This is a genomic window from Leifsonia sp. 71-9 (assembly GCF_001898805.1).
Taxonomy (GTDB): Bacteria; Actinomycetota; Actinomycetes; order Actinomycetales; family Microbacteriaceae; genus Leifsonia.
This window is the reverse complement of the sequence record NZ_MKVJ01000021.1, coordinates 293,680-316,425: the sequence shown is the minus strand read 5'-3', so window position 1 is coordinate 316,425 and position 22,746 is coordinate 293,680. Positions and strand designations below refer to the sequence as shown.

The 22,746-nt window shown below is 72.6% G+C and carries 26 protein-coding genes; 10 read left to right on the top strand and 16 right to left on the bottom strand.

The genetic code is table 11. The features are described from left to right. The first annotated feature begins 22 nt into the window (after positions 1-22). A complete protein-coding gene (locus BGO91_RS18095; RefSeq protein ID WP_290474129.1) occupies positions 23-235 on the top strand; it encodes a DUF3073 domain-containing protein in 213 nt (70 codons plus the stop codon). Positions 236-248: 13 nt separating this feature from the next. Here the strand turns inward: BGO91_RS18095 and BGO91_RS18090 are convergent, their stop codons facing one another. The 6 genes from BGO91_RS18090 to BGO91_RS18065 all read right to left on the bottom strand — a co-directional run bounded on the left by BGO91_RS18090 (position 249) and on the right by BGO91_RS18065 (position 5,067). Continuing rightward, positions 249-857: a response regulator transcription factor gene (locus tag BGO91_RS18090; protein WP_290474128.1), complete on the bottom strand. Its 609-nt coding sequence runs from the start codon at positions 855-857 to the stop codon at positions 249-251. Beyond that, positions 854-1,999: a histidine kinase gene (locus tag BGO91_RS18085; protein ID WP_290474127.1), complete on the bottom strand. Its 1,146-nt coding sequence runs from the start codon at positions 1,997-1,999 to the stop codon at positions 854-856. Before BGO91_RS18085 ends, BGO91_RS18090 begins: the two co-directional genes overlap by 4 nt. Positions 2,000-2,024: 25 nt before the next feature. Next, positions 2,025-2,768 (bottom strand): ABC transporter permease, encoded by a 744-nt coding sequence (locus BGO91_RS18080; protein ID WP_290474126.1) that lies wholly within the window; start codon positions 2,766-2,768, stop codon positions 2,025-2,027. After that, positions 2,765-3,688, bottom strand: a complete 924-nt coding sequence (locus BGO91_RS18075) for an ABC transporter ATP-binding protein (RefSeq protein ID WP_290474125.1) — start codon at positions 3,686-3,688, stop codon at positions 2,765-2,767. Before BGO91_RS18075 ends, BGO91_RS18080 begins: the two co-directional genes overlap by 4 nt. 154 nt (positions 3,689-3,842) lie before the next feature. Next, entirely contained in the window at positions 3,843-4,421 is a 579-nt protein-coding gene (locus tag BGO91_RS18070) for a helix-turn-helix transcriptional regulator (protein WP_290474124.1), read from the bottom strand. 37 nt (positions 4,422-4,458) lie between these two features. Continuing rightward, a complete protein-coding gene (locus BGO91_RS18065) occupies positions 4,459-5,067 on the bottom strand; it encodes a TetR/AcrR family transcriptional regulator (RefSeq protein ID WP_290474123.1) in 609 nt (202 codons plus the stop codon). Between the two features lie 80 nt (positions 5,068-5,147). Between BGO91_RS18065 and BGO91_RS18060 the strand changes: the two genes are divergently transcribed. Next, positions 5,148-5,846 carry a DUF998 domain-containing protein gene (locus BGO91_RS18060; RefSeq protein WP_290474122.1) on the top strand — a complete coding sequence of 233 codons (699 nt, stop codon included), beginning with the start codon at positions 5,148-5,150 and terminating at the stop codon, positions 5,844-5,846. 9 nt (positions 5,847-5,855) lie between these two features. Here the strand turns inward: BGO91_RS18060 and BGO91_RS18055 are convergent, their stop codons facing one another. Together BGO91_RS18055 and BGO91_RS18050 are read right to left on the bottom strand one after the other, a co-directional pair. Beyond that, on the bottom strand, positions 5,856-6,458 hold the full coding sequence (locus tag BGO91_RS18055) for a response regulator transcription factor (RefSeq protein ID WP_290474121.1): 603 nt from the start codon (positions 6,456-6,458) through the stop codon (positions 5,856-5,858). A gap of 28 nt (positions 6,459-6,486) precedes the next feature. Next, the gene (locus BGO91_RS18050; protein WP_290474120.1) at positions 6,487-7,701 is read right to left on the bottom strand and encodes a histidine kinase; all 1,215 of its coding nucleotides are present in this window, start codon (positions 7,699-7,701) and stop codon (positions 6,487-6,489) included. A 144-nt stretch (positions 7,702-7,845) separates the two neighbouring features. Here BGO91_RS18050 and BGO91_RS18045 point away from each other — a divergent pair, with 144 nt between their 5' ends. Beyond that, positions 7,846-8,391: a small multidrug efflux protein gene (locus BGO91_RS18045; protein ID WP_290474119.1), complete on the top strand. Its 546-nt coding sequence runs from the start codon at positions 7,846-7,848 to the stop codon at positions 8,389-8,391. Positions 8,392-8,414: 23 nt separating this feature from the next. On the opposite strand, the gene BGO91_RS18040 is transcribed toward BGO91_RS18045, so the two are convergent. Beyond that, complete coding sequence (locus BGO91_RS18040) at positions 8,415-9,686, bottom strand: Calx-beta domain-containing protein (RefSeq protein WP_290474118.1); 1,272 nt, start codon at positions 9,684-9,686, stop codon at positions 8,415-8,417. A gap of 167 nt (positions 9,687-9,853) precedes the next feature. Between BGO91_RS18040 and BGO91_RS18035 the strand changes: the two genes are divergently transcribed. Continuing rightward, on the top strand, positions 9,854-10,825 hold the full coding sequence (locus BGO91_RS18035) for a hypothetical protein (protein WP_290474117.1): 972 nt from the start codon (positions 9,854-9,856) through the stop codon (positions 10,823-10,825). An 18-nt stretch (positions 10,826-10,843) separates the two neighbouring features. Here BGO91_RS18035 and purM read toward each other — a convergent pair whose 3' ends face one another. Genes purM through BGO91_RS18015 form a run of 4 tightly spaced genes read right to left on the bottom strand, consistent with a single transcriptional unit; the run spans position 10,844 to position 14,410 of the window. Continuing rightward, a complete protein-coding gene (gene purM, locus BGO91_RS18030) occupies positions 10,844-11,965 on the bottom strand; it encodes a phosphoribosylformylglycinamidine cyclo-ligase (RefSeq protein ID WP_290474116.1) in 1,122 nt (373 codons plus the stop codon). Positions 11,966-12,007: 42 nt separating this feature from the next. Beyond that, positions 12,008-13,585 (bottom strand): amidophosphoribosyltransferase, encoded by a 1,578-nt coding sequence (gene purF, locus BGO91_RS18025; protein WP_021763721.1) that lies wholly within the window; start codon positions 13,583-13,585, stop codon positions 12,008-12,010. 33 nt (positions 13,586-13,618) lie between these two features. Beyond that, positions 13,619-13,993, bottom strand: coding sequence for a hypothetical protein (locus BGO91_RS18020; protein ID WP_290474115.1), 375 nt, complete (start codon positions 13,991-13,993; stop codon positions 13,619-13,621). A gap of 60 nt (positions 13,994-14,053) precedes the next feature. Continuing rightward, positions 14,054-14,410 (bottom strand): sterol carrier family protein, encoded by a 357-nt coding sequence (locus BGO91_RS18015; RefSeq protein WP_290474114.1) that lies wholly within the window; start codon positions 14,408-14,410, stop codon positions 14,054-14,056. A 57-nt stretch (positions 14,411-14,467) separates the two neighbouring features. On the opposite strand from BGO91_RS18015, the gene purD reads away from it, so the two are divergent. Continuing rightward, the gene (gene purD, locus BGO91_RS18010) at positions 14,468-15,721 is read left to right on the top strand and encodes a phosphoribosylamine--glycine ligase (RefSeq protein ID WP_290474113.1); all 1,254 of its coding nucleotides are present in this window, start codon (positions 14,468-14,470) and stop codon (positions 15,719-15,721) included. A gap of 90 nt (positions 15,722-15,811) precedes the next feature. Here the strand turns inward: purD and BGO91_RS18005 are convergent, their stop codons facing one another. Next, positions 15,812-17,056, bottom strand: a complete 1,245-nt coding sequence (locus tag BGO91_RS18005; RefSeq protein ID WP_290474112.1) for an FAD-binding protein — start codon at positions 17,054-17,056, stop codon at positions 15,812-15,814. 181 nt (positions 17,057-17,237) lie between these two features. Here BGO91_RS18005 and BGO91_RS18000 point away from each other — a divergent pair, with 181 nt between their 5' ends. Both BGO91_RS18000 and BGO91_RS17995 read left to right on the top strand, forming a co-directional pair. Continuing rightward, complete coding sequence (locus tag BGO91_RS18000) at positions 17,238-17,690, top strand: DUF6325 family protein (protein WP_290474111.1); 453 nt, start codon at positions 17,238-17,240, stop codon at positions 17,688-17,690. 10 nt (positions 17,691-17,700) lie between these two features. Next, a complete protein-coding gene (locus BGO91_RS17995; RefSeq protein WP_290474110.1) occupies positions 17,701-18,051 on the top strand; it encodes an SHOCT domain-containing protein in 351 nt (116 codons plus the stop codon). A gap of 17 nt (positions 18,052-18,068) precedes the next feature. On the opposite strand, the gene BGO91_RS17990 is transcribed toward BGO91_RS17995, so the two are convergent. Next, positions 18,069-18,536 (bottom strand): MarR family winged helix-turn-helix transcriptional regulator, encoded by a 468-nt coding sequence (locus BGO91_RS17990; RefSeq protein ID WP_290474109.1) that lies wholly within the window; start codon positions 18,534-18,536, stop codon positions 18,069-18,071. 53 nt (positions 18,537-18,589) lie between these two features. Here BGO91_RS17990 and BGO91_RS17985 point away from each other — a divergent pair, with 53 nt between their 5' ends. The 3 genes from BGO91_RS17985 to BGO91_RS17975 are packed head-to-tail and all read left to right on the top strand — an operon-like array spanning position 18,590 to position 20,962. Next, on the top strand, positions 18,590-19,294 hold the full coding sequence (locus tag BGO91_RS17985; RefSeq protein WP_290474108.1) for a hypothetical protein: 705 nt from the start codon (positions 18,590-18,592) through the stop codon (positions 19,292-19,294). Next, positions 19,291-20,025, top strand: coding sequence for an SDR family oxidoreductase (locus BGO91_RS17980; RefSeq protein ID WP_290474107.1), 735 nt, complete (start codon positions 19,291-19,293; stop codon positions 20,023-20,025). The genes BGO91_RS17985 and BGO91_RS17980 overlap by 4 nt, the downstream gene beginning before the upstream one ends. 22 nt (positions 20,026-20,047) lie before the next feature. Further along, entirely contained in the window at positions 20,048-20,962 is a 915-nt protein-coding gene (locus BGO91_RS17975; RefSeq protein ID WP_290474106.1) for a phosphoribosylaminoimidazolesuccinocarboxamide synthase, read from the top strand. 85 nt (positions 20,963-21,047) lie between these two features. Here the strand turns inward: BGO91_RS17975 and BGO91_RS17970 are convergent, their stop codons facing one another. Continuing rightward, positions 21,048-22,736 carry a DHA2 family efflux MFS transporter permease subunit gene (locus BGO91_RS17970; RefSeq protein ID WP_290474105.1) on the bottom strand — a complete coding sequence of 563 codons (1,689 nt, stop codon included), beginning with the start codon at positions 22,734-22,736 and terminating at the stop codon, positions 21,048-21,050. Positions 22,737-22,746 lie beyond the last annotated feature (10 nt).

Below are 22,746 nucleotides of genomic sequence, written 5' to 3'. Positions count from 1 at the left end.
TGGGACCAAAAGGGGGTCACGCATGGGGCGCGGCCGTCAAAAGGCGAAGCACACCAAGATCGCACGTGAGTTGAAGTCGTTCAGCCCGACTGTCAACTACGACGCGCTCGAGCGCGAGCTGACCGGACATTCACACCACGAGGACGACCAATACGCCGCGTGGGCCGACTACGAGCCCGAGGGTTCCGGCGACGGCTACGAGGACGAAGAGACCGAGACGCCCAAGCGCGCCTGACGCGTCCCGTCCGTCACAACCACCCCTGCCGCGTAGCGATCAGCACGGCGTCAGACCGGTTGCGCGCTGCGGTCTTTCCGATCGCGCTCGACAGATGGTTGCGCACCGTCCCCTCGCTGAGGTGGAGGCGCCGCGCGATGTCGGAGATCGTGCCGCCGTCGCCCGCGAGAGCCAGGACTTCCGCCTCGCGCGAGGTCAGCGGCGAGAGCCCTGAGGCGAGGGACTCGGCGGCGAGGGTCGGGTCGACGACGCGCAGGCCGGAGGCGACACGGCGCACGGCGTCCGCCAGCTGGCCCGACGGGGTGTCCTTCACGATGAATCCGGAGGCTCCGGCCTCCATCGCCCGGCGCAGGTAGCCGGGGCGGCCGAAGGTCGTGACGATCAGGGAGCGGCAGCCGGGCAGTGCCCGACGGAGCGCGGTCGCCGCCTGGATGCCGTCGAGACCGGGCATCTCGACGTCGAGCAGGGCGACGTCGGCGGCCGACTCGCGGGCGGCGTCGACGACCTCGTCGCCGCGGCCCACCTGAGCCACGACCTCCAGGTCGGGTTCGAGGTCGAGCAGGGCGGCGAGCGCGCCGCGCACGAGGGCCTGGTCGTCGGCGAGCAGCAGGCGGATGGTCATGCGGTCCTCCGGACGGTCAGCAGGGTGCCTCCTCGCTCGCCGGCGGCGATCTCGACCGTCGCTCCCGAGGTGCGGGCGCGCTCGGCGAGGCCGGCCAGTCCCGAGCCGCGCACGGCCGCTGTGGAGGGCACGGACCCCACGGGCGCGGGCCCGAGGCCGTCGTCCTCGATCGCGAGCGTGTCGGGGCCGACGGTCACCCAGCAGTTGCGGGAGCCGGAGTGCCGGATCACGTTGGTCACACCCTCCCGCAGCACCCAGCCGAAGAGCTCGCGCAGGTCGGGCACGACCTCGTCGCCGTTGCGCGGCAGGTGGGCGGTGATGTCGGCGGCGGCGAGACTGGCCTGTGCGGCGGCGAGCTCGGTGGAGATGCTCATCTCGCGGTAGCCCGCGACGGCCGCTCGCAGATCGGCGAGCGCGGAGCGGGTGAGGCGTTCGATGTCGGCGAGCTCGGCCTCCGCCCGCGCGGGGTCGACGGGGACGAGGCGGCGCGCGAGCTCCGACTTCACGGTGACGACGGTGAGGGAGTGGCCCAGCACGTCGTGCATGTCGCGCGAGAATCGCGACCGCTCCTCGACCACGGCGAGCCGGGCGATCTCGCCCTGCGCGCTGCGCAGCTTGCGGAGCGCGTCGAGCTGGCGGGCGAACGCGCTCATCATGATGCCGATCGAGACGGTGACGAGGGCGATGAACCAGTAGTCGTCGAACCCGCCCGCCACGACGAACACCACCAGCTGCAGCGCGCCCAGGGCCACGATGAGGAGGGTCGAGAGCACCGGCCGGGCCACGACCATCCCGATCACACACGCGACGTACACCCACGTCCAGCAGGTGTATTCGCCGATGGCCGGGAAGAGCAGGAGCGTCAGCGCGAAGTACCCGGCGATCGCGATCAGCCGCGTGCGCTCGCCCTCCCACCACAGCAGGGGCGGGAGGGCGAGGAAGCCCGCGTAGACGATCACGAGGATGACGGTCGCGACCGTCTTCTCGGCGAGGGACTCGTCGGAGGTCCAGAGGCCGCCCAGGACCGAGATCTGGTAGACGAGGCCGATGATCGCGCCGGGGTACCAGCGCACGGCGGACTTGTGGGTCAGGCGGGCGCGGAACCCCGCCGGCCGGCGCTCGTCGACCTCGTTGCTGAACACGTCCCTACCCTAATCAGCGGCCGGGTCAGCCGCGCGCGGCGTCGCGGCGGTAGCGCCACACGACCAGGGCTCCGAGGGCGACGGTCCAGGCGGCGAGCACGAGCGCCGGGGTCAGGGCGTCCCCGCTCTGCAGGGCGCCCAGCTGGCCGACGCGGTTCAGCCAGTACGACGGCACCGCCTTCGCGACGTTCGCGACCCAGAGCGGGAAGATCTGGAGGGGGATCCAGAGGCCGCCGAGCACGGCCATCCCCATGAAGACCGCCATGAAGAGCGGCTGCGCGAACTCGGGCTTGGCGAACTGCCCGATCAGGATGCCGAGCAGGGCGAACGGGATGACGCCGCACCAGATGCCCAGGGCGGCGAGCAGCCAGCTCCCGGCCGACAGCTGAGGGTGGTACAGCACGAGCGACACCCCGACGATGACGACGATGCTCACCAGCGCGAGGGCGAGGGCGGCGACCAGTTTGGAGACGAGGTACCCGGTGCCCGAGAGCGGCGTGATCCGCAGCTGGCGGTTCCAGCCGATCGAACGCTCGGTGACGATCCCGAACGCCTGCGAGAGGGCCGCCATCATGCCCCCGTACGCGGCGACCTGGATGGTGGTGACCACGATCCACGGCAGGTGCGTCACCGCATCCACCTGGCCGTGGCCGCCGAAGGTGCCGCCGAACGCGATCAGCATCACGAGCGGGACCGCGAGGGTGAACACCATCGAGCGCATGTTCTTCAGCTGGCGGAGCGACTCGCGCCCCAGGTAGGCGATGCTCATCGCGTCGCTCCTTCCGTCTCGTGCGCCTCGGTGAGGGCGAGGAAGGCCTCGTCCATCGTGTGCGCGGTCACTTCGATGTCGTGGATGTCGTCGTAGCCGGCGAGGAGCGCCCGCAACGTGCTGTCGGAGTCGTCGCTGACGAGGGCGAGCTGGCCGGCGCGGTGCTCGACGCTGCGCACACCGGGCAGTGCGGCGAGCGCCGACTCGACCGCCGGACTCCAGGCGAAGCCGGCGGTGGCCCGGATGCGGCGGCCGGAGACGACCGCCTTGACCTCGGCCGGCGTTCCGTCGGCGACGACGCGGCCGCGCGCCAGCATCACGATCCGGTCGGCGTACGTGTCGGCCTCGTCGAGGTAGTGCGTGGCGAAGACGACCGTGCGACCCTCCTCCGTGAACTCGCGCATCGACTGCCAGAAGGTGCGCCGGGCCTCCACGTCCATCGCGGCGGTCGGCTCGTCGAGGAAGAGCAGGTCGGGGTCGGACACGACGGCGACCGCGAACCGGGCGCGCTGCATCTGGCCGCCGGACAGCTTGGCGACGCGCTGCTTGGCGATCTCGGTGCACCGCGCCCGCTCGAGCGCCTCGGCGACGCTGAGCGGGTGCCGGTGCGCGGAGGCCACGAGGGCCACGCACTCGGCGACGGTGAGCGTGGGGAGCAGGGCGCCGCCCTGCAGCATGGCGCCGACCCGCCCCTCCCGGATGGCGCGGATCGGCTCGGCGCCGAACAGCTCCGCGGTCCCCGAGGTGGGGCGCGCGAGACCGAGGGCGAGGTCGATGGTCGTCGACTTGCCGGCACCGTTCGGGCCGAGCAGGGCGACCACCTCGCCGGGGCGGATGGTGAGATCGACGCCATCGACGGCGGTGAGCGAGCCGAAGGACTTGCGCAGGCCGGCGAGGCGGATGGCGGGTGTCTGATTCACCCTCTCAGCGTGCCGCCGTGCGCGGGCGGGTGGGCAGGGCGGGTGTCAGGAGGTGGGGGTGATGAATGTCATGGGTGCGCTCTGGCACGGAGCCGCTCTTGGAGGAGCCCGATGAGTTCTTCGACACGAGCCGCGCCCGCTGCGCCGCCGCCGGTCATGCGCGCATCAGGCTTCGTTCGTCGATGAGGATGTTGAGCTCACGCAGATCGGTCGGAGTCGACCGATCCGCGCGCCTCCTCAACGACTCGAACTGCGAGACGTACCAACGGCGCGGCAAGCGCTGCGGAACCGCCCACGCGGGTCGACGGTTCGCGGGGAGGGCGCGACCGTACACAGCGCGGAAGAGGGTCTCCCACCGACGATCGGCGAGCCGGGAGGGGCGGCTCTCCAATTCCCTGTCCGACAGGGCAGCGCCGTGGTCGCGCACGACCTGCGCAGCCTGGGTCAGCAGGCGGAGCGCGTATGCCTCGTCGCCGTCGTCCAGCGCAGCCTGCATCGCCTCGGTCGTGCGCTCCGCCCCGAATCGCGAGTAGGCCGATTCCGGCGTTTCGTCGAGCATCAGCTGACGACCGAGCGCATTCAGCGCGCGCCGAAGGGTGCCCAGCCGTATCCGCCCTTCCCGCTCGGCACGCTCCATCTGCGAGACGGCGCCGACCGTGATCCCCAACCGCTCGGCGAGCTCGCCGCCGGTCACGCCGAGGGAGGCACGCGTGCTGCGGATCAGATCGGACATGGATAAATTATAGCTGGAGCTAAATTTCGAGCAAGGGTCAGCCCTCGACCGCGAACCCCCGCAGGAACGCATCCACCGTCGCCTCAATGTGCGCCTCGACCTCAGCATCGGTGAACGTGTGCCCGGGATCGAGGAGCAGGCGGTCCTGCAGCGGGCCGACCAGCGCGTAGGCGAACTGCGTGGCGGCGCGTGCGGGATCCGGAGCGGCGAGTGCGCCCTCGGCCGCCAACGAACGGATCCGCTCGGCGAGGAGCTCGATCGTCGCGGCCGGGCCGGCCTGCCAGTACCGTGCGGCCGCCTCGGGGAAGCGGACCGCCTGCGAGATCGCCAGGCGACGCAGGCTGACGACCTCCGGGCGCAGCACGCCCCGCACGAGGACGCCAGCGACCGTCAGGAACCGGTCGCGCACGGGGGCGGCGCCTTCCAGCCCGGCCGTCGCCGAGCGCAGGATGTCGCCGGCCTCGGCGGTGACGACCTCCAGCAGTTCGACGAAGAGCGCGTCCTTGTCGGAGAAGTTGCTGTAGACCGTTGCTTTGGACACGCCCGCGGAGGCGGCGATGGCCTCGATGGTCGTGCCGGCGAAGCCGTCGCGGAGGAACAGTTCGCGGGCGGCCGTCATGATCTCCGCCGTCTTGCGCTCGCGCACGATGAGCCCCTCCCTTGACCGGGTCGCTGCAGCCAGCCTATCCTGATCAAACTAAACGGTTCAGTTCAGATTGGATGCTCATGTCGCGAACACTGCCAGGCGACTCGTCCACCTCCCGCGTCGACTGCACCCCCGAGGCGCGGGTCACCAAGTCGCTCCTGGGCTACGGCGTGCTCGCCGGGCCCTTCTACGTCGTCTGCTCGGTCGTGCAGGGACTCCTGACGCCCGGCTTCTCGTTCGCGACGGACAGCTGGAGTCTCCTGTCGCTCGGCGCCGCGGGCTGGATCCACATCGCCGTCTTCGTCCTCACGGGGTTGATGACCGCGGCCGCCGCCATCGGGTACCGCCGCCACCTCCCGAGCGGACCGGGCCGCACAGCCTGGGCGTACCTGCTGATCTACGGCGTCCTGCTCGTCGCTGCCGGTGCCGCGCTGCCCGACGCGGCGGGGTCGGGCTTCAGCGTCCACGGGATGCTGCACCTGCTCGCCGGCGGGCTCGGCTTCGTGGCCTTCGCCGTCTGGTCGTTCGCCATGGCCCGCCGCCTGCGCGCGGGGTCGGCCGGAGCGGGGTCGACCGGAGCGGCGGCGGCCGGCATCGTCGTGGGCGCGCTCCTCCTGGTCGGCTTCGTGGCGATCGCGGCGTCGGGAGGCTCGGCCGTCGCCACGATCGTGCTGACGGTCGTCGTCATCCTCGCCTGGGCCTGGCTGGCTCGGGTCTCCGTCTGGATGTACCGTGAGGCGGCCGCGGCGGGGCGGATCGTCGTGCCGGCGGCCGGCTGACGGCGGCCGTCAGATCCAGCCGCGCTCCTCGGCGAGGCGGACGGCCTGCTGGCGGGTGCTGACGGAGAGCTTGCCGATGATGGCGGAGGCATGATTGCGCACCGTGCCGGGCGCCAGCGACAGCGCCCGGGCGATCTGGCCGGTCGTCTCGCCGCGCCGGCCTGCGCGGAGGACGTCCAGCTCCCGCTCGGTGAGCGGGGAGCGCTCGTCGCTCAGGGCGTCGGCCGCGACCTCCGGATCCACGTAGCGCCGGCCGGCGGCGACGGAGCGGATCACGTCGGCGAGCTCCGCGGCATCGCGCGACTTGGGGAGGAAGCCCGAGACACCCGCCGCCAGCGCGCGGCGCAGCACCCCGGGCCTGGCGTGACGGGTGATGACGATGCAGCGGGTCGGGAGAGCGCGCGTCAGCCGGGCCGCGGCCTCCACCCCGTCGAGGCCCGGCATCTCGAGGTCGAGCAGGCACACGTCGGGCGTCGTGCGGAGCGCCTCGGCGAGCGCCTGCTCGCCGTCGGAGCACTCCGCCACGACGTCGATGTCGGCCTCCAGCCGCAGCAGCGCCGCGAGCGCGGAGCGGATCATCGCCTCGTCGTCGGCGATCAGGACGCGGATCATGCCGGAGTCCCCTCGATCAGGACGCGGATCATGCCGGGGCCTCGTCGATCGGGAGGGTCACGACGAGCCGGAACGACTGCGCTCGGTGCTCGACCGCCAGCGCGCCGCCCGCTGCGGAGACACGACGGGCGATCCCCGGCAGTCCCGATCCCCCGCCGTCTCCGGAGGAGGCCCGGTCCTCCGCGTCGTTCTCGATCGCGAGGCGCCACGTGCGTGCCTCCCTGGTGAGGGAGAGGGCCGCCCACCGGCCGCCGCCGTGCCGCAGCGCATTCGTGGTCGCCTCCCGGATGACCGGCCCGAGGATCGCGGCCGGTGCGTGGTCGGCGTCGCGGTCGACCGTCGACTCGGCCGCGACCCCCGCGGCGCGCAGCAGGTCGACCGCGTTCGCGAGCTCGTCGCGCAGCGGGACGGAACGGAAGCGCAGCGCGAGGTCCCTCGTCCCCTGACGCGCCTCGTCCACACTGGTGCGCGCGGCACGCACCTGGTCGAGCGCGCCCTCGGGGTCGCTCGTCATCAACCGCTCCGCGAGTTCCAGCTGGAGCGCGATGACCTGCAGATGGTGCCCCTGGAGATCGTGGACGTCGGTCGCGACCCGCAGCCGCTCCTGGGTGGCGGCGAGGCGCGCCTCCGCGGCGCGGGCGCGATCGAGGGTGAGGACCACATCCCACCACCACAGCGACAGGATGGTGACCGCCGGGAGGGAGGCCGAGTAGACGCCGACGAGGAACCAGGTCGGCCCACTGCCGGCCGGGAAGCTGAACCGGACGTCGATCGCCCAGAGCGCGCCGAGCAGGAGGGTCAGCACCAGCACGACGCGGAGACGGATGCCCGGCCCCCAGTTCAACAGCACGATCGCCTCGACGACGGGGACGGCCGCGATCACCCAGATCCCTGTCGCGTACGCCAGCAGGGCCGAGCACGCGAGCGCGACGAGGAGCGGGACGAGCGCCCACCGGCGACGCAGCGGCGCCGCACCCTCGTCCCTGCGCCGGTAGTCGAGCAGCATCGGGATCGTGGCGGCGACCCACACCAGCCCGGCGATGCCCACGGCGACCACGGACCCTGTGCCGGTGCGCGCTCCGAGGAGGGCCACCTCCCAGAACAGCACGAGCACGACGACGAAGAAGACGACGGTGCCGAAGGTGTACCACCAGGTCGCGGACACTCCCCGGGTCAGCCGCGGCGCCAGCCGTGCGGTGGCGGCAGCACCGGCGGCCTCCGCCGCATCCGCCCCGTATCCCACCCGTTCATCGTAGGGGCGTGACGAATGTCACGGGCGGCGCGAGCGGAACGCCCGGGAACCGGTGACGCCCGCACACTACCGGCGGCCGCCCGCGACCGATGGACTCGGAAGGAGCACGCACCACCGACCGATCGGAGCACCCGCATGAACCTCGTCGACGCCCTCCAAGACCTCGTCGGCCACGTGCCCGACCTCGTCCAGCCGCTGATCGTCGCCGCGGCCGGCGCGATCCCGTTCGTCGAGGGCGAGGGCGCGGCGACGATCGGGATCATCGGCGGCATCACTCCCGCCATCGCGATCATCGCCGCGATCATCGGCAACTTCGCCTGCGTCGCCGTGCTCGTCCTCCTCGGCTCGGGCGCACGTCGCGCCGTCGTCACGCGCCGCCGGGCCCGGGTGCAGGCCGCCGCGGTCGCCGCCGGCCACGAACCCGCACCGGGCGTCGGTGACGACCCGGCGCCGGAGGTCTCACCGCGGAAGGCGAAGTTCCAGCGCGCGTTCGAGCGCTACGGCGTTCCCGGAGTGAGCCTCCTCGGACCGCTGCTCCTGCCCACCCAGTTCACCGCGACGATGCTCGCCGCCGCGGGAGTCGGGCGCGGGCGCATCCTGATCTGGCAGGGCGTCGCGATCGTCGGCTGGACCGTCGTCGTCGCCCTGCTCATCGGTGGAGTGGTGACGACGCTCAGCTGACCCGGCGGCCGCCGAGCGCGTCGTCAGGCGTTCGCGTTGCTGAGGGTGACGCCGCGGATGACGCTCACCACCCCGGCGATGCCGCCGACGGTGAGGATGGCTCCGACGATCAGGAGCAGGAGGTCCTGACCCGCGGCTCCGGCGGCCCGTGCGGTCGGGTCCGCGACGGGGAGGGCGGACGCCGGTCCGTCGGAGTCGCCCGGCCCCGCGATCGCGAGGGAGGCGGCGGCGGGATCAGCCGGTCCGGCTGCCGCGGCCGCGGGCGGCGTCGCCACCGCGGGGAGCAGAACCGTCGCCGACGCCGACCCGACGGAGGTCGACGCGCGCTGCAGCAGCACGAAGAACGTCGCGGAGGGCGAGCCGGCGCCTCGGGACGCCAGGGGGATGCGGACCTTCGCCTCGCGCACCCCGTCGGCGAGGACGACGGTCCCGGAGGTCGCGGTGTAGTCCGCTCCGGCCCGCGCCGTGCCATCGGCGGTCGTGTAGTCGACGGTCGCCTCCCCGTTCGCCGTGGCCCGCGTCACCACGACGACCGCGGAGGTGCTGCCCGCGACGACGCTGTTGGCGGCGACCGAGAGCGGCCCGCTCGCGACCGCGGTCGTCAGGACCGTGGAGGCGGTCGCCGCCTTCAGCCCGGAGCCGTCCGCGGGGAGGTAGCGGGCGACGAGGGTGTGGGAGCCGGCGGCCGGTGCGGTCAGCTCGGCGCGCGCCGAGCCTCCCGCGACCGGGACGACCGTCTCGGCCTCGCCGTCGATCGAGAAGCCGACGGAGCCGCCGTCCGCCGCGCCCATCAGGAGCCGGGAGACCGCGGCGGTCGTGACGAACGATCGGCCGGCCTCGGCGCTCGACGGAGCGTTCAGGGTCACGACGGTCGCGTCCGTGCAGGCGGGCGCCGTGGCGTCGATCGCGGGGACCGCGCCCTGAACCCGCCAGCCGAGGGCGGGCTCGGCCTGTGCGTCGAAGGTCAGCAGGGCGGTGCCGTGGTGCTCGCCCGGGAGGAACGTGCTCGGCTGGCCGCGGTCCCCGGCGCCCGAGGTCAGGTCGTTCTCGCCGCCGCCCGCGGGCAGCGTCACCGGCGCGGAGGCGGTCGAACGGTAGCCCAGCACGACGCTGCGCGCCGTGACGGCGCCGAGCGGCGCATCCTGCACGCAGTCGACGAGCGGAGTGACGGTTCCGGCCGCGGGAACGCCCGGCTCGGGCTGGGCGAGGGCCGCCGGCGCCGCTCCGAACAGGGCGGCGACCGCCGCGATGCCCGCCGCGCTCGCCACGCGAAGGTGGGCAGACAGGCGGGTCACCCCGTCACTCTATCCAGAGACGGCGGCGCGCCGCTCCGACCAGAACAGGGGGCGTCGGTCGAGGAGGGGCTCGGCGACGTCGTCGCTCGACCAGCCGTGCCCGAGAGCGGTTCGCAATGCTGCCATGTTAGATTATGCATGCTGTCAACGACGATGGGAGACTCCGGATGAACGGTCTGCGCAGAGCCTTGGCGATCCTGACCCTGTGGGTGCCCGCCGCGACGATCCTCTGGACATGGATGCTGTGGAAGGGCCGATTGCCCGCCCACCTGCCCACGCACTGGGGCGTCGGCGGACCGGCCGACGCGGTGACGAGCGCCCCGGTCTTCCTCGGATGGCTGCTCGGAGTGAGCACGGCATCCGCGCTCATCGGGTCGATCGTGGTGCTCGCCGGGAGGCTGGGCGAATGGGGACCCCGGGCGACCGGCGCGTTCACCGGCGGCGCCGCCGCGCTCGTGCTGGGCATGTGGCTCGGGAGCACCGTCCCGTCGCTCGATGTGCCCGACCCGTTCACGGTCCGCATCGGCGCCTGGGCCCTGGTGACGCTCGCCGCCCCCTGCTACGGCCTGGTCCAGCTCGCACTCCTGCCCCGGGGGTCGACTCCGCCGGTCGAGCTGTCGGCCGACGCCGACCGCCCGCTCGCAGCAGCGTCGCTTCCCGCCCGTCCGTGGAGCCGCACGGTGACCTCCCGGCTGCTCCTCGGCGCGACGGCCCTGCTGCTGATCCTCGGTGTCGTGCTCTTCGCGCCTTCCGCCGCCCGCGATGGGATCGGCGCGCTGGGGTGGACGGCGGTCGTCTATCTCGCCGTCGTGCTGATCGTCGCCGCTTTCTGCGTCTTCCGGGTGACCGTCGACGCGAGAGGCCTCCGCATCACGTCCGGGCTGCTGGGCATCCCGCTGAAGCGCATCGCCCCCGCGGAGATCGCGGCGATCGAGGTCACGACGCTCGAACCGATGCAGTGGGGCGGCTGGGGGTACCGGGTCATGCCGGGACGATCGGCGATCATCCTCCGGCGAGGCCCTGGCCTCGTGATCACCCAGCACGACGACCGCCAGTTCGCGATCACGCTCGACGATCCGGAGGAGCCGGCGAGCACCCTCCTCGCGATGGCGGAGGGCGCGGGCGCGTCGCCGGTGTGAGGGCGCGTGGCGGGGCGCCTAACCGGCGTACGAACCCGTCAAGCGCACCGCGCCTCCGTCGACGCCCTTCGCACCCTGCTCGAACCCGGTGAGGTCGCGGGCCGAGGTCGAGACGGTGCCCACCGGCCAGGTCGGGATGCCGTCGGCCGTGATCGCCGCGGCGACCGCGTCGGCGGCCTCCGGTGCGACGACGGCGAACATCCCGACGCCGAGGTTCCAGGTGCCTTCGGACGACTCGAGCGTGCTGCCCGCGAGGTCGCTCAGGATGCGGAAGACGGGGCTCGGCGACCACGTCGAGCGCTCCACCTCGACCCAGGAGCCGACCGGGAGCACGCGGGCGAGGTTCGCCGCGATGCCGCCGCCGGTCACGTGGCTGAGCGAGTGCACGGCGCCGCGCAGCGACGGCTCCCGCAGCACGCGCAGCAGCGGGGAGGTGTAAAGACGGGTCGGCTCCAGGAGGGCCTCGCCCACCTGGCCGCCGAATTCGTCGGAGTGGTCGGTGAAGCCGATGCCGCGCTGGGCCAGGATGTGGCGCACCAGCGAATAGCCGTTGGAGTGCAGGCCGGAGGAGGCCATCGCGAGCACGACATCCCCGTCGCGCACGCGCTCGGCGCCGAGCAGCTCGTCGGCCTCGACCGCGCCCACGGCGGCTCCCGCCACGTCGTAGTCGTCGGGGCCGAGCAGCCCGGGGTGCTCGGCGGTCTCGCCCCCGACCAGAGCGGTGCCGGTGGCCTCGCAGGCGCCCGCGATGCCCGCGACGATCGCGGCGATGCGCTCGGGCACGACCTTGCCGCAGGCGATGTAGTCGGTCATGAACAGCGGGCGCGCGCCCACCACGATGATGTCGTCGACCACCATGCCGACCAGGTCCTGGCCGATGGTGTCGTGCTTGTCGATCGCCTGGGCGATGGCGACCTTGGTGCCGACGCCGTCGGTGGAGGTCGCCAGCAACGGCCGGCGGAAGTCCTTCAGGAACGAGACGTCGAAGAGCCCGGCGAAGCCGCCCACTCCCCCGAAGACCTCGGGGCCCTGGGTGCGGGCGACGGCGGCCTTCATGAGCTCGACCGCGCGGTCCCCGGCGGCCGTGTCGACGCCCGCGGCGGCGTAGGAGGAGGACGAGGATGCGGTGGGTTCGGTCACCCGCCAATCGTACCGGGCGACGGGGCCGCCCCTCCCCCTGGCCTACTCCTGGCGGCCCGGGTCCCCGAAGGAGAGCAGGCGCTCGTACTCGGAGTCCGGTCCCGGCTCGCAGCCGTCGGAGGCGGCGTCCGCACCGGTGTCGGTGTCGGCGACGGTCTCCTGCGGGCGCTCGAGCAGGTTCTTGCCCAGGTGGTGCGCATCCGGAAGCTCGATCGGGTACTTGCCCGTGAAGCAGGCCGTGCAGAGCAGTTCGCGCGGCTGCTCGGTGGCGCCGATCATGCCGTCCTCCGACAGGTAGCCGAGGCTGTCCGCGCCGATGGACTGGCGCACCTCCTCGACGCCGAGGCCGGTCGCGATGAGCTCGGCCCGCGAGGCGAAGTCGATGCCGTAGAAGCACGGCCAGGTGATGGGCGGGCTGGAGATGCGCACGTGCACCTCGGCGGCTCCGGCCTCCCGCAGCATCGAGACGAGCGCGCGCTGCGTGTTGCCGCGCACGATCGAGTCATCGACCACCACGAGACGCTTGCCCTTGATGACCTCCTTGAGCGGGTTCAGCTTGAGCTTGATGCCGCGCTGGCGGATGGTCTGCGAGGGCTGGATGAACGTGCGGCCCACGTAGGAGTTCTTGACCAGGCCCTGCCCGAACGGGATGCCGGACGCCTGCGCGTAACCGATGGCGGCGGGGGTGCCGGACTCGGGAGTCGGGATGACGAGGTCGGCCTCGACGGCGTGCTCGCGGGCCAGCTGGCGGCCCATCTCGACGCGGGCCTCGTGCACACCGCGACCGGAGATGGTGGTGTCGGGACGCGCGAGGTAGACGTACTCGAAGACGCAGCCGGCGCGCTTTTCGGGCGCGAAGCGGGTGGTGCGCAGGCCGTTCTCGTCGACGGCGATCAGCTCGCCCGGCTCGACCTCGCGCACGAAGCTCGCGCCGACGATGTCGAGCGCCGCGGTCTCGGACGCGACGACCCAGCCGCGCTCGAGGCGGCCGAGCACCAGCGGGCGCACGCCCTGCGGGTCGCGGGCCGCGTAGAGGGTGTGCTCGTCCATGAAGACGAGGCAGAAGGCGCCGCGCAGACGCGGGAGCACCTCCAGGGCCGTCGCCTCGAGGGTGTGGTCGAGGTCGCCGGTGAGGAGCGCGGTGACGACCGCGGTGTCGGTGGTGTTGCCGCGGGTCAGCTCGCCGTCGAGCTCCGGGTACCGCTCGTGCACGAGCTGCATGAGCTGCGCGGTGTTGGTGAGGTTGCCGTTGTGACCGAGAGCGACGGTCCCGCTGGCGGTGCGGCCGAGGGTCGGCTGCGCGTTCTGCCAGCTGGAGGCGCCGGTCGTCGAGTAGCGCGTGTGGCCGACGGCGATGTGGCCGGTCAGCGAGTTGAGCGCGTTCTCGTTGAAGACCTGCGAGACGAGACCCATGTCTTTGTAGATGAGGATCTTGTCGCCGTCGCTGGTCGCGATGCCGGCCGACTCCTGCCCGCGGTGCTGCAGGGCGTAGAGGCCGAAGTAGCTGAGTTTCGCGACCTCTTCACCGGGAGCCCAGACGCCGAAGACGCCGCACGCGTCCTGGGGTCCTTTCTCACCGGGCAGCAGATCGTGGGTGAGAAGACCGTCGCCTCCGGCCACAGCGGACCCCTTTCTCAAGGTGTGTCGTGATGTTCAGCTCTCGGGGGTCGCGGGCCGGTCGCTCTTCGGCTCGTCGCTCTGCAGCTCGTCGCCGGGCTCCTCCGCGGGGATGTGCACGTCGATTCTATCGGCCTGCACGCTGCGCGCGCGCCGGGAGGTCGCCCGGTCGATCAGCAGCGCGACGAGGGAGCCGAGTGCGACGCCCACGACGACGCAGATCGCGAGCAGGAAGCCGAAGACCGTGCCCCGGTCGTACGTCGGATTCTCCGGGAAGGCGAACGTCAGCACCAGCGCGACGATCGCGAACAGGATGGCGCCGGTGAGCATGAACCGGAAGTAGCGCGGCGAACGGTGCACCCGCACCTCCGCCTCGGTGACGGACGCCTGCTCCTCCGGATTATCGGTCATGCGTCCATTGTCCCTTACGCCGCCTGGGTGGACGCCCACCCCGGCAGCGGCTTCCCCCGCTCAGTAGCGGAGAGGGAGCAGGCCGTCGAGGGACGCGCGCTGGCCCGACGCGTGCACGGAGCCGGAGGCGAGGCCGTCGTCCCAGGTCAGAGCGCCGGAGGCGAGCGCGAGCCAGGTCGTCGGGTCGGTCTCGATGACGTTGGGCGGGGTGCCGCGCGTGTGGCGGGGGCCCGGGATGCACTGGGTCGCCCCGAACGGCGGCACGCGCACCTCCACGGTGTTGCCCGGCGCGCGCTCCGCCAGCAGCTGCAGGAGGTAGCGCACGGCGGTCGCGGTGGTGTTGCGGTCGGCGCCCTCGGCGAGCGCCGCACGCACCGCGGGGCCGCCCTCGGAGTCGGGGATCTTCGCTCGGGCCATGCGTCCATCCTCCCACCGGGGCGGCGGGCACTCACCGCGGCCCTCTAGCATGGTCGCGTGAAGATTCTCGTCCTCGGTTCCGGTGCCCGCGAGCACGCCATCATCACCGCGCTCCTCGCGGAGGAGGCGGGTCACGAGATCGTCGCCGCCCCCGGCAACGCGGGGATCGCGGCCGACGTCGCGGTGGACACCGCGCTCGATCCGCTCGATGGCGCCGCCGTCGCCGAGTACGCGATCGAGAACGGCATCGAGCTCGTCGTCATCGGTCCCGAGGCCCCGCTGGTCGCCGGCGTCGCCGACCCGCTGCGCACCCGCGGCATCCCGGTCTTCGGCCCGGGCAAGGCCGCCGCGCAGCTGGAGGGTTCCAAGACCTTCGCGAAGCGCATCATGGAGGCGGCGGGCGTGCCCACCGGCCGTGCCGTGCGCGCCGGGACCCTCGCCGAGGTCGAGACGGCCCTCGACGACCTCGGCGCCCCCTATGTGATCAAGGCCGACGGACTCGCCGCGGGCAAGGGCGTGCTCGTCACCGAGGACCGCGCCGCCGCGCTCGCCCACGCGGAGCACTACCTCACCCAGGGCGGGGTGCTGATCGAGGAGTTCCTCGACGGCCAGGAGGTCTCCCTCTTCCTCGTCAGCGACGGCCACACCGTCCTCCCCCTCAGCCCGGCGCAGGACTACAAGCGCCTCCTCGACGGCGACGCCGGCCCCAACACCGGCGGCATGGGCGCGTACTCGCCGCTGCCATGGCTGCCGGAGACGTTCGTCGACGAGGTCATCGACACCGTGGCGCTGCCGACCGTCCGCCGGCTGGCCGTCGAGCAGACGCCGTTCATCGGCCTCCTCTACTGCGGGCTCATCATGACCGAGCGCGGCATTCGCGTCATCGAGTTCAACGCCCGCTTCGGCGACCCGGAGACCCAGGTCGTGCTCCCCCGGCTGGTCACGCCGCTGTCGTCGCTGTTGTTCGCGGCCGCGACCGGCGCGCTGGCCGGGATGCCGCGCCCCGAGTTCGCGCTCGACACGGCCGTGACCGTCGTGGTCGCGAGCGAGGGCTACCCGGAGGCGCCGCTGACCGGCCGCCCGATCACCGGGCTGGAGGAGGCCGCGGGCGTTCCCGAGGTCACCATCGCGCACGCCGCGACGGCCCGCGACGAGTCGGGCGCGCTGCTGGCGACCGGCGGACGCGTGCTCTCGGTCGTCGCCCGCGGCACGACCTTCGCCGAGGCGCGCGACCGCGCCTACGAGGCCGTCGGCCGCATCCACCTCGACGGCTCCCAGTACCGCACCGACATCGCGGCCCGCGTCTCCTGACCCACCCGGCCCGCGAGTCAGCCGCCGAGCACAGGAAAAGTGCTCGAAAGCCGGGCGGAATCGAGCACTTTTCCTGTGCTCGCGGGCCGGCTAGCCGAGGAGGCGGGTGAGGAAGGGGTTGCGGAAGCGGCCGGTGGGGTCGAAGCGCTCGGCGAGGGTGCGGAAGTCGTCGAGGCGCGGGTAGAGCGTCGGAACGACGCCCGCGAGGTCGAGATAGAGCTTGCCCCAGTGGGGGCGGGCGCCGAGGGGGAGCAGCGCGTCCTCGAGCGCCGGAAGCACCGCCTCCACGCCCTCCTGATCGCGCACCCAGGTGAAGTGGAGGCCGACCACGTCGGTGCCGTAGGCGCTCGACAGCCAGAGGTCGTCCGCCGCCGCCGTGCGGATCTCGCTGATCTGCAGCAGCGGCGCGAGCAGCGGGGCGAGCGAGCGGACCGCGTCGATCGCCGTCACCGCGTTGGCGCGCGGCACGAGGTACTCGGACTGGATCTCCGCGCCGTTCGACGGCGTGAACTCGAAGCGGAAGTGCGCGAGCCGCTCGCTCCACGGTCCGGGCACGCCGAGCTGCTCGGTCGTGTTGCGCACGTCCATCGTCGCGATCATGTGCCGGGCCTCGGTCAGCGCGGGGGCGCCGAAGAAGTCGTCGCCGATCGGGGAGGGTGTGTCGGCGAGCTCTTTGATCCAGCCGAGGCTCACGGCCTCCTCGTCCCAGTTCGTGAAGAGCGAGACGCTGTAGGCCGCCGAGGTGACCTCGTCGAACCGGCTCGTGACCGCCTCCCACGGCACGCCGCCGAAGAGCCGCTGCCGCACGGTGAAGGTGGGGCGGATGTCGAGGGTGACCTCGAGCACGACGCCGAGCGCTCCGAGCGACACGACCGCGCCGTCGAAGTCGTCGTCCCCGCGACGCAGCTCGACGACCTCGCCGTCGGCACGAAGGATGCGGAGCCCGGCCACCGCCGTCGCGAGCGTCCCGTTGCGGTCGCCGGAGCCGTGGGTGGAGGTCGCGATCGCGCCCGCCACCGAGATATGCGGGAGGGAGGCGAGGTTGTGGAGGGCCCAGCCCGCAGCCTCCAGCTCGCGCGCGAGGTCGCCGTAGCGGACCCCGCCGCCGACGGTCGCGGTGCGCGCCTCCGCGTCGATGCGCACGCCGCCCGGCAGACCGGCCGTGCTGACCAGGAGGTCGTCGGTGTCGGCGAGGTCGTTGAACGAATGGCGGCTGCCGAGGGCCCGCACCGACCGCGCACCCGCGATCAGCTCGCGCAGCTCGTCCACGCTCCGCGGCGTCGCGATGCGGCTCGCGGCGTAGCGGTGGTTGCCGGCCCAGTTCCATTCGTCCACGTGGTCCTCCTTCGCACCGGGATGCGGATGCCCGCGCCCCTCGACCGCCTTCAGTCTAAGGATGTGAACGTGCGCATCGACGCGGTCCGCTCAGATCGCCCACGTCGGTCATTGCCGCGCCGCACCGGGCACGGGTAGCGTCGGCCCCAGGAGCGGCGTCCGCCGCAGGAGGAGGACCACGGTGGCCGAATTCGAGTACGGACCCGCGGAGTTCATCGTCGCCCAATTCGACAGCGACCTGCCGTCGCCGGGGGTCGTGCAGGCCATCCTGGACCTCGTGGCGAGCGGCACCGTGCGGCTGCTCGACCTGCTGATCATCCGGCGGAGCGTCGACGGGAGCGTCGAGCTGCTCGAGCTGGAGGAGATCGGCGATCAGATCGGGATGGCCGACGTGCAGCTCGAGGCGAGCGGCCTGGCGGGCGACGACGACGTGACCGACATCGCCGACCTCATCGAGCCCGGCCGGGCCGGTGCGGTGCTCGTGATCGAGCACGTGTGGGCCAAAGACCTGGCCAGCCGCTTCTTCGCGGCCGGCGGCACCGTCGTGCACACCGAGCGCATCCCCGCGCCGGTGGTCAATGCGATCGTCGCGGGCGACTTCGACGAGAGCGCGCCCGCGGGCGCGGAAGGCTGAGGAGGACACCATGCCGTTCATCGGACGAATGGGACGCCCGGGACTGCTCGGGCTCGCGGCGCGCACCGCCGTCGTCGCCGGGACCGCCACCGCGGTCTCCGGAGGCATGGCCCGCCGGCAGCAGCAGCGCGCGCAGGACAGCTACGAGCAGCAGCAGTACGAGGCCCAGCAGCAGCAGGCGCAGATGCAGGCGGCGGCTCAGCAGGCCGTCGCGCAGCAGCAGCCGCAACAGGCGGTTGCGGCACCCGCTTCTGCCGCCGACGATCTCATGGCGCAGCTGCAGCAGCTGGCCACGATGCACACGCAGGGGCTCCTCGACGACACCGAGTTCGCCGCGGCGAAGGCGAAGCTGCTGGGCTGAGCCTCCCCCGCCCGGCGTCAGCCGCGGTAGCCGGGGTGGCCGTCGGGCGTGAGACCGGTGCCGGCGGACAGCTTCTGGAGCAGCGCCGCGAGGGTGACGCGCTCGTCGGGTTCGAGGGCGGCGAGCACGTCGGCCTGATGCTCCTCGGCCACGGCGCGCAGGCGGCCCAGCATCGCGCGCCCCTCGGCGGTCAGGGACAGCGCGTTGTTGCGCCGGTCGGCCTCGTTGCGTTCGCGGTCGACCAGCCCGCCCGACGAGAGCTCGTCGAGCAGAGCGACGATCCGGCTCGGCGGCGCACCGAGGGCGTGGGCGACCTCCCGCTGGCTGATCCCCGGCCGCTGGCCGATGATCCGGATCGCTCCGGCCTCGCGCGCACTGAGTCCGAGCGCGGCGACGCGGGCCTGGAAGCGGTCCGCGGCGGAGGCGCCGACCTGCGCCAGCAGGAAGGCGGTGCGCGGCGGCACGGCGTCGGATGGGGAGCTCACCTGAACAGAATAGCTGTTGCGTGTAACGATTACACTATGTAACGATTACGTTTATGAACGATTCACCCACGAAGCGGCGCTCCGGCGGACCACCGCTCGGCGGCCTCGCCGTCGTGCACGCCGCGCTCGTCCTCCTCGCCCTCGTCGTCGGGTTCGCCGCCGCCGGGCCGGACGCGTTCGTCTCGCCCTACGCGGGGGCCGCGGCCGTCGCCGCTCACGCTCAGCAGGATCCCGTCGCCCTCCGGGTCGTCGCGCTCCTCCAGTTCGGCTCGGCCGTCCCGCTCGGCATCCTCGCCGCCACCGCCTTCGCACGCCTGCAGCGGCTGGGCGTGCGCGTCCCGGGCCCCTCGATCGGGTTCGCCGGCGGTCTGACGGCGTCGGTCCTCCTGATGATCTCGGCGTTCAGCACCTTCCTGCTCTCCCGGCCCGAGCTGACCACCGACCCGCGGCTCGCGCTCGCGTTCTCGTTCGCGGCGTTCCTCACCGGCGGCGTCGGCTACGCCACCGGTCTCGGCCTCCTCGTCGCCGGGATGGCCGTCCCCGCGCTCATCCTGCGACTGGTGCCGCGCTGGCTGGCGTGGTCGGGGCTCGTGATCGCGGCGCTGGCGGAGCTGACCTTCCTCTCGCTCGCGATCGAGCCGCTGCAGTTCCTGCTGCCGATCGCCCGCTTCGGCGGGATCGCGTGGCTCGTCGTCGCGGGCTTCCTCTTCCCGACGGACCGGCGGGATGTGCGCGAGCGGAACCGGGCGGCAGCGTGAGCGCCGCGCTCGTCGTCGGCGCGAACGGCCTCATCGGCCGGGAGATCTGCCGTGCGCTCGCGGCCGACGGCCACACGATCCTGCCGCTCGCCCGGGACGCGATCGCGCTCGACGAGCTGGTCGTCGCACTGCGCGCCGAGGGGATCGACTGCGGGGCGCCGATCGCAGTGGACGCCACGGACGACGCGGCCCTCACCGGCGCCATCGAGCGGCTGGCCCGGGAGCGGGCGTTCACCGTTTGCGTCAACAACGTCGGACGCGGCCACCGGCCCGTCCCGCTCGCCGACCAGGATCCGGCCGAGTTCGATGCGATCGTCGCCGTCACCTTCCGCAGCGTGGCCGTGGCGATGCGCGCCGAACTGCGGGCGCTCCGGGCCATCGACGGGCCGCGTGCGATCGTCAACGTCGCCTCGAGCGCGGGCATGGCAGCGGCTCCCGGGATGTCGGCGTACGTCGCCGCCAAGCACGCGGTGGTCGGGCTGACCCGCACCGCCGCCCTCGACGAGGCCCGGGGCGGCATCCGCGTCAACGCCGTTGCGCCCGGCCCCATCGAATCGGGCCCGATCCTCGCGCAGAGCGCGGAGACTCGCGCCCACGTCGGGGCGCAGATGCCCGTCGGGCGGATGGGTCGCGCCGACGAGGTCGCCGCCGCCGTCGCGTGGCTCGCCTCCCCCGCCGCCTCGTATGTGACGGGCGTCGTCCTGCCCGTGGACGGCGGCAAGTCGGCCTGACGCCAGCCCCTACGATGGACGGGTGAGCGAACTGGCGGGATGGGTCCACAGCTACTCGGGCAAGGTCCGAGACCTCTACGTGCCCGAGGGCGCGACCGGTCTCGACGACGCGGACGCCGTCCTGGTCGTCGCCAGCGACCGGGTGAGCGCCTTCGACCACGTGCTGTCGCCGGGCGTCCCGGGCAAGGGCGAGCTGCTGACCGCGCTCAGCCTGTGGTGGTTCGACCAGCTGGACGACGTTCCCAACCACCTCGTCCCCGACCACGAGCTGCGCCGCGATGGCGCCGACGATCGCGTCGTGGAGCGCATCCCGGTGGAGGTCTCCGGCCGCGCGATGCTGGTGAAGCCGCTCGACATGTTCCCGATCGAGTGCGTCGTGCGCGGGTACCTCACCGGCAGCGGCTGGGCGGAGTACCAGGCGAGCCGGAGCGTGTGCGGCATCCCGCTGCCCGACGGCCTGAGCAACGGCGACCGCCTGCCCGAGCCGCTCTACACCCCCGCGTGGAAGGCGCCGCTCGGCGAGCACGACGAGAACATCAGCTTCGAGCGCACGGTCGAGCTCGTCGGTCCCGAGATCGCGGAGGAGCTGCGCCGTCTCTCGCTGCAGGTCTACTCGCGCGCGGCGGGCATCGCCGAGGAGCGCGGCGTCATCATCGCGGACACCAAGTTCGAGTTCGGCGCCGACCGCGCGACCGGCGAGATCACGCTGGCCGACGAGGTGCTCACGAGCGACTCCAGCCGGTACTGGGATGCGCAGGTCTACGCGACCGCGGGGACCGCCGAGGAGCGCATGGCGAGCTTCGACAAGCAGATCGTGCGCGACTGGCTGGCGGCCAACTGGGACAAGACCGGCACCCCGCCCGAGCTGCCCGCCGAGATCGTGGAGCGCACGACCGCGCGGTACCGCGAGCTGCTGGAGCGACTGACCGGGGCGTGACGCCCGGCGCGCTCGCGCCCGCACGCACGACGAAGCCCTCCCACCGAACGGCGGGAGGGCTTCGTGCTGTCGGAGCGCCGGAGCGTCAGTCCGTGACCGGAGCGGCGTGGAGGCCGTGCGGCGGCTCCTCGCCGTCGGACAGGTCCGTCGCGGGCGGGACGTCGGCGGCGTGCGATCCGTGGACCACGGCGTCGACCGGGACCGGCGCGGCGTGCGCACCGTGGCCTCCCGCAGCCCCGGCCGAGGCACCGGCGGCCTCGGTTGCGGCAGCGTCACGCGCGGCGTCGGCACGGGGCCCCCACGCCGGCGGCTTCGGCTTCGCCCACCAGATCACGATCAGCGCGCCGAGGAAGGCGACCGCCGCGGGGAGCAGCAGGGCCTCCGACATCGCCTGGGTGAACCCGGCGTGGAGGAACTGCGGCAGCTCCGTGCCGGCGGCGGCCTCGTTGACGTTGCCACCACCGGGGACCTTCGGCAGGTCGACGGCGAGACGGCTGGAGATCAGGGCGGCGATGGACGCGCTGCCGAGCACCGCACCGATCTGACGCGTGGTGTTGAAGACGCCCGAGCCGGCGCCCGCCTGGTTCATCGGGAGGTTGCGGGTCGCGGTCGCCGAGATCGGCCCCCAGACGCCCGACATCGCGATGCCCATGAGGGCGCTCGGGATGAGCAGCCACCAGATGGTCACATCCGGGGTCAGCATCCGCGAGTAGAGGAACAGCGCGATCGCGAAGAGCAGGAGGCCCGGCGCGGCGATGTACTTCGGGTTGATCTTGTCGATCAGGCGACCCATCAGCGGCGCGAGCACGCCGGAGAACACGGCGGTGGGCGCCAGCATCAGCGCCGACTCGGTCGGCGTGAGGCCGCGGACGGTCTGGAAGTAGAACACCAGCGGCAGCGCCATGCAGGTGACGGCGAAGCCGACGGTCGTGATCGCGCCGTTCGAGAGCGAGAAGTTGCGGTCGCGGAACAGCGGGAGCGGCAGCAGCGGCTCCTTCTTGTTCATCGCCTGCCAGATCACGAACGCGATCAGCACGACGATGCCCGAGATGATGAGCCCCCACACGCTGATCGGGCCCCAGATGACGCCCCAGTCGTAGGTGCCGCCCTCCTGGATGCCGAAGACGAGCAGGAACATGCCGACGGCCGACAGGATGACGCCCAGGATGTCGAAGCTGTGCGAGTGCGTCGGGAGCTTCGGCACGAGACGCATCGCGAGGATGAACGCGACGACGCCGACGGGCACGTTGATGAAGAAGATCCACTCCCAGCCGAGGGTGTCGACCAGGATGCCGCCGAGCAGCGGGCCGATCAGGGTCGCGACGCCGGCGACGGCGCCCCACAGGCCCATGGCCGCACCGCGGCGGTCCGGCGGGAAGATGCGGGTGATGACCGCCATCGTCTGCGGCGTCATGAGTGCGGCGCCGAGGCCCTGCACGACACGGGCGGTGATCAGCATCCCGATGCCGCCGCCGGGCATGTCGCCGGCGAACCCGCACCAGGCGGAGGCCAGCGTGAAGATCACGAGGCCGACCAGGTAGATGTTCTTCGGGCCGAACCGGTCGCCGAGGCGGCCGGTGATGAGCAGGGGCACGGCGTAGGCGAGCAGGTACGCGCTGGTGACCCAGATGACCGCGTTGTAGTCGGTGCCGAGGTCGAGCCCCTTCATGATGGAGGGGTTGGCCACCGACACGATGGTGGTGTCGATGAGGATCATGAAGAACCCGACGACCAGGGCCCAGAGGGCCGGCCAGGGCTTCAGTTCTCGTTCCATGGGTGTCTTT

Coding starts and splice junctions, on each gene's coding strand:
- BGO91_RS18095 (WP_290474129.1), top strand. CDS start 23: ATGGGGCGCGGCCGTCAAAAGGCGAAGCACACCAAGATCGCACGTGAG.
- BGO91_RS18090 (WP_290474128.1), bottom strand. CDS start 857: ATGACCATCCGCCTGCTGCTCGCCGACGACCAGGCCCTCGTGCGCGGC.
- BGO91_RS18080 (WP_290474126.1), bottom strand. CDS start 2,768: ATGAGCATCGCCTACCTGGGGCGCGAGTCGCTCCGCCAGCTGAAGAAC.
- BGO91_RS18070 (WP_290474124.1), bottom strand. CDS start 4,421: ATGTCCGATCTGATCCGCAGCACGCGTGCCTCCCTCGGCGTGACCGGC.
- BGO91_RS18060 (WP_290474122.1), top strand. CDS start 5,148: ATGTCGCGAACACTGCCAGGCGACTCGTCCACCTCCCGCGTCGACTGC.
- BGO91_RS18055 (WP_290474121.1), bottom strand. CDS start 6,458: ATGATCCGCGTCCTGATCGCCGACGACGAGGCGATGATCCGCTCCGCG.
- BGO91_RS18045 (WP_290474119.1), top strand. CDS start 7,846: ATGAACCTCGTCGACGCCCTCCAAGACCTCGTCGGCCACGTGCCCGAC.
- BGO91_RS18035 (WP_290474117.1), top strand. CDS start 9,854: ATGAACGGTCTGCGCAGAGCCTTGGCGATCCTGACCCTGTGGGTGCCC.
- BGO91_RS18020 (WP_290474115.1), bottom strand. CDS start 13,993: ATGACCGATAATCCGGAGGAGCAGGCGTCCGTCACCGAGGCGGAGGTG.
- BGO91_RS18015 (WP_290474114.1), bottom strand. CDS start 14,410: ATGGCCCGAGCGAAGATCCCCGACTCCGAGGGCGGCCCCGCGGTGCGT.
- BGO91_RS17995 (WP_290474110.1), top strand. CDS start 17,701: ATGCCGTTCATCGGACGAATGGGACGCCCGGGACTGCTCGGGCTCGCG.
- BGO91_RS17985 (WP_290474108.1), top strand. CDS start 18,590: ATGAACGATTCACCCACGAAGCGGCGCTCCGGCGGACCACCGCTCGGC.
- BGO91_RS17970 (WP_290474105.1), bottom strand. CDS start 22,736: ATGGAACGAGAACTGAAGCCCTGGCCGGCCCTCTGGGCCCTGGTCGTC.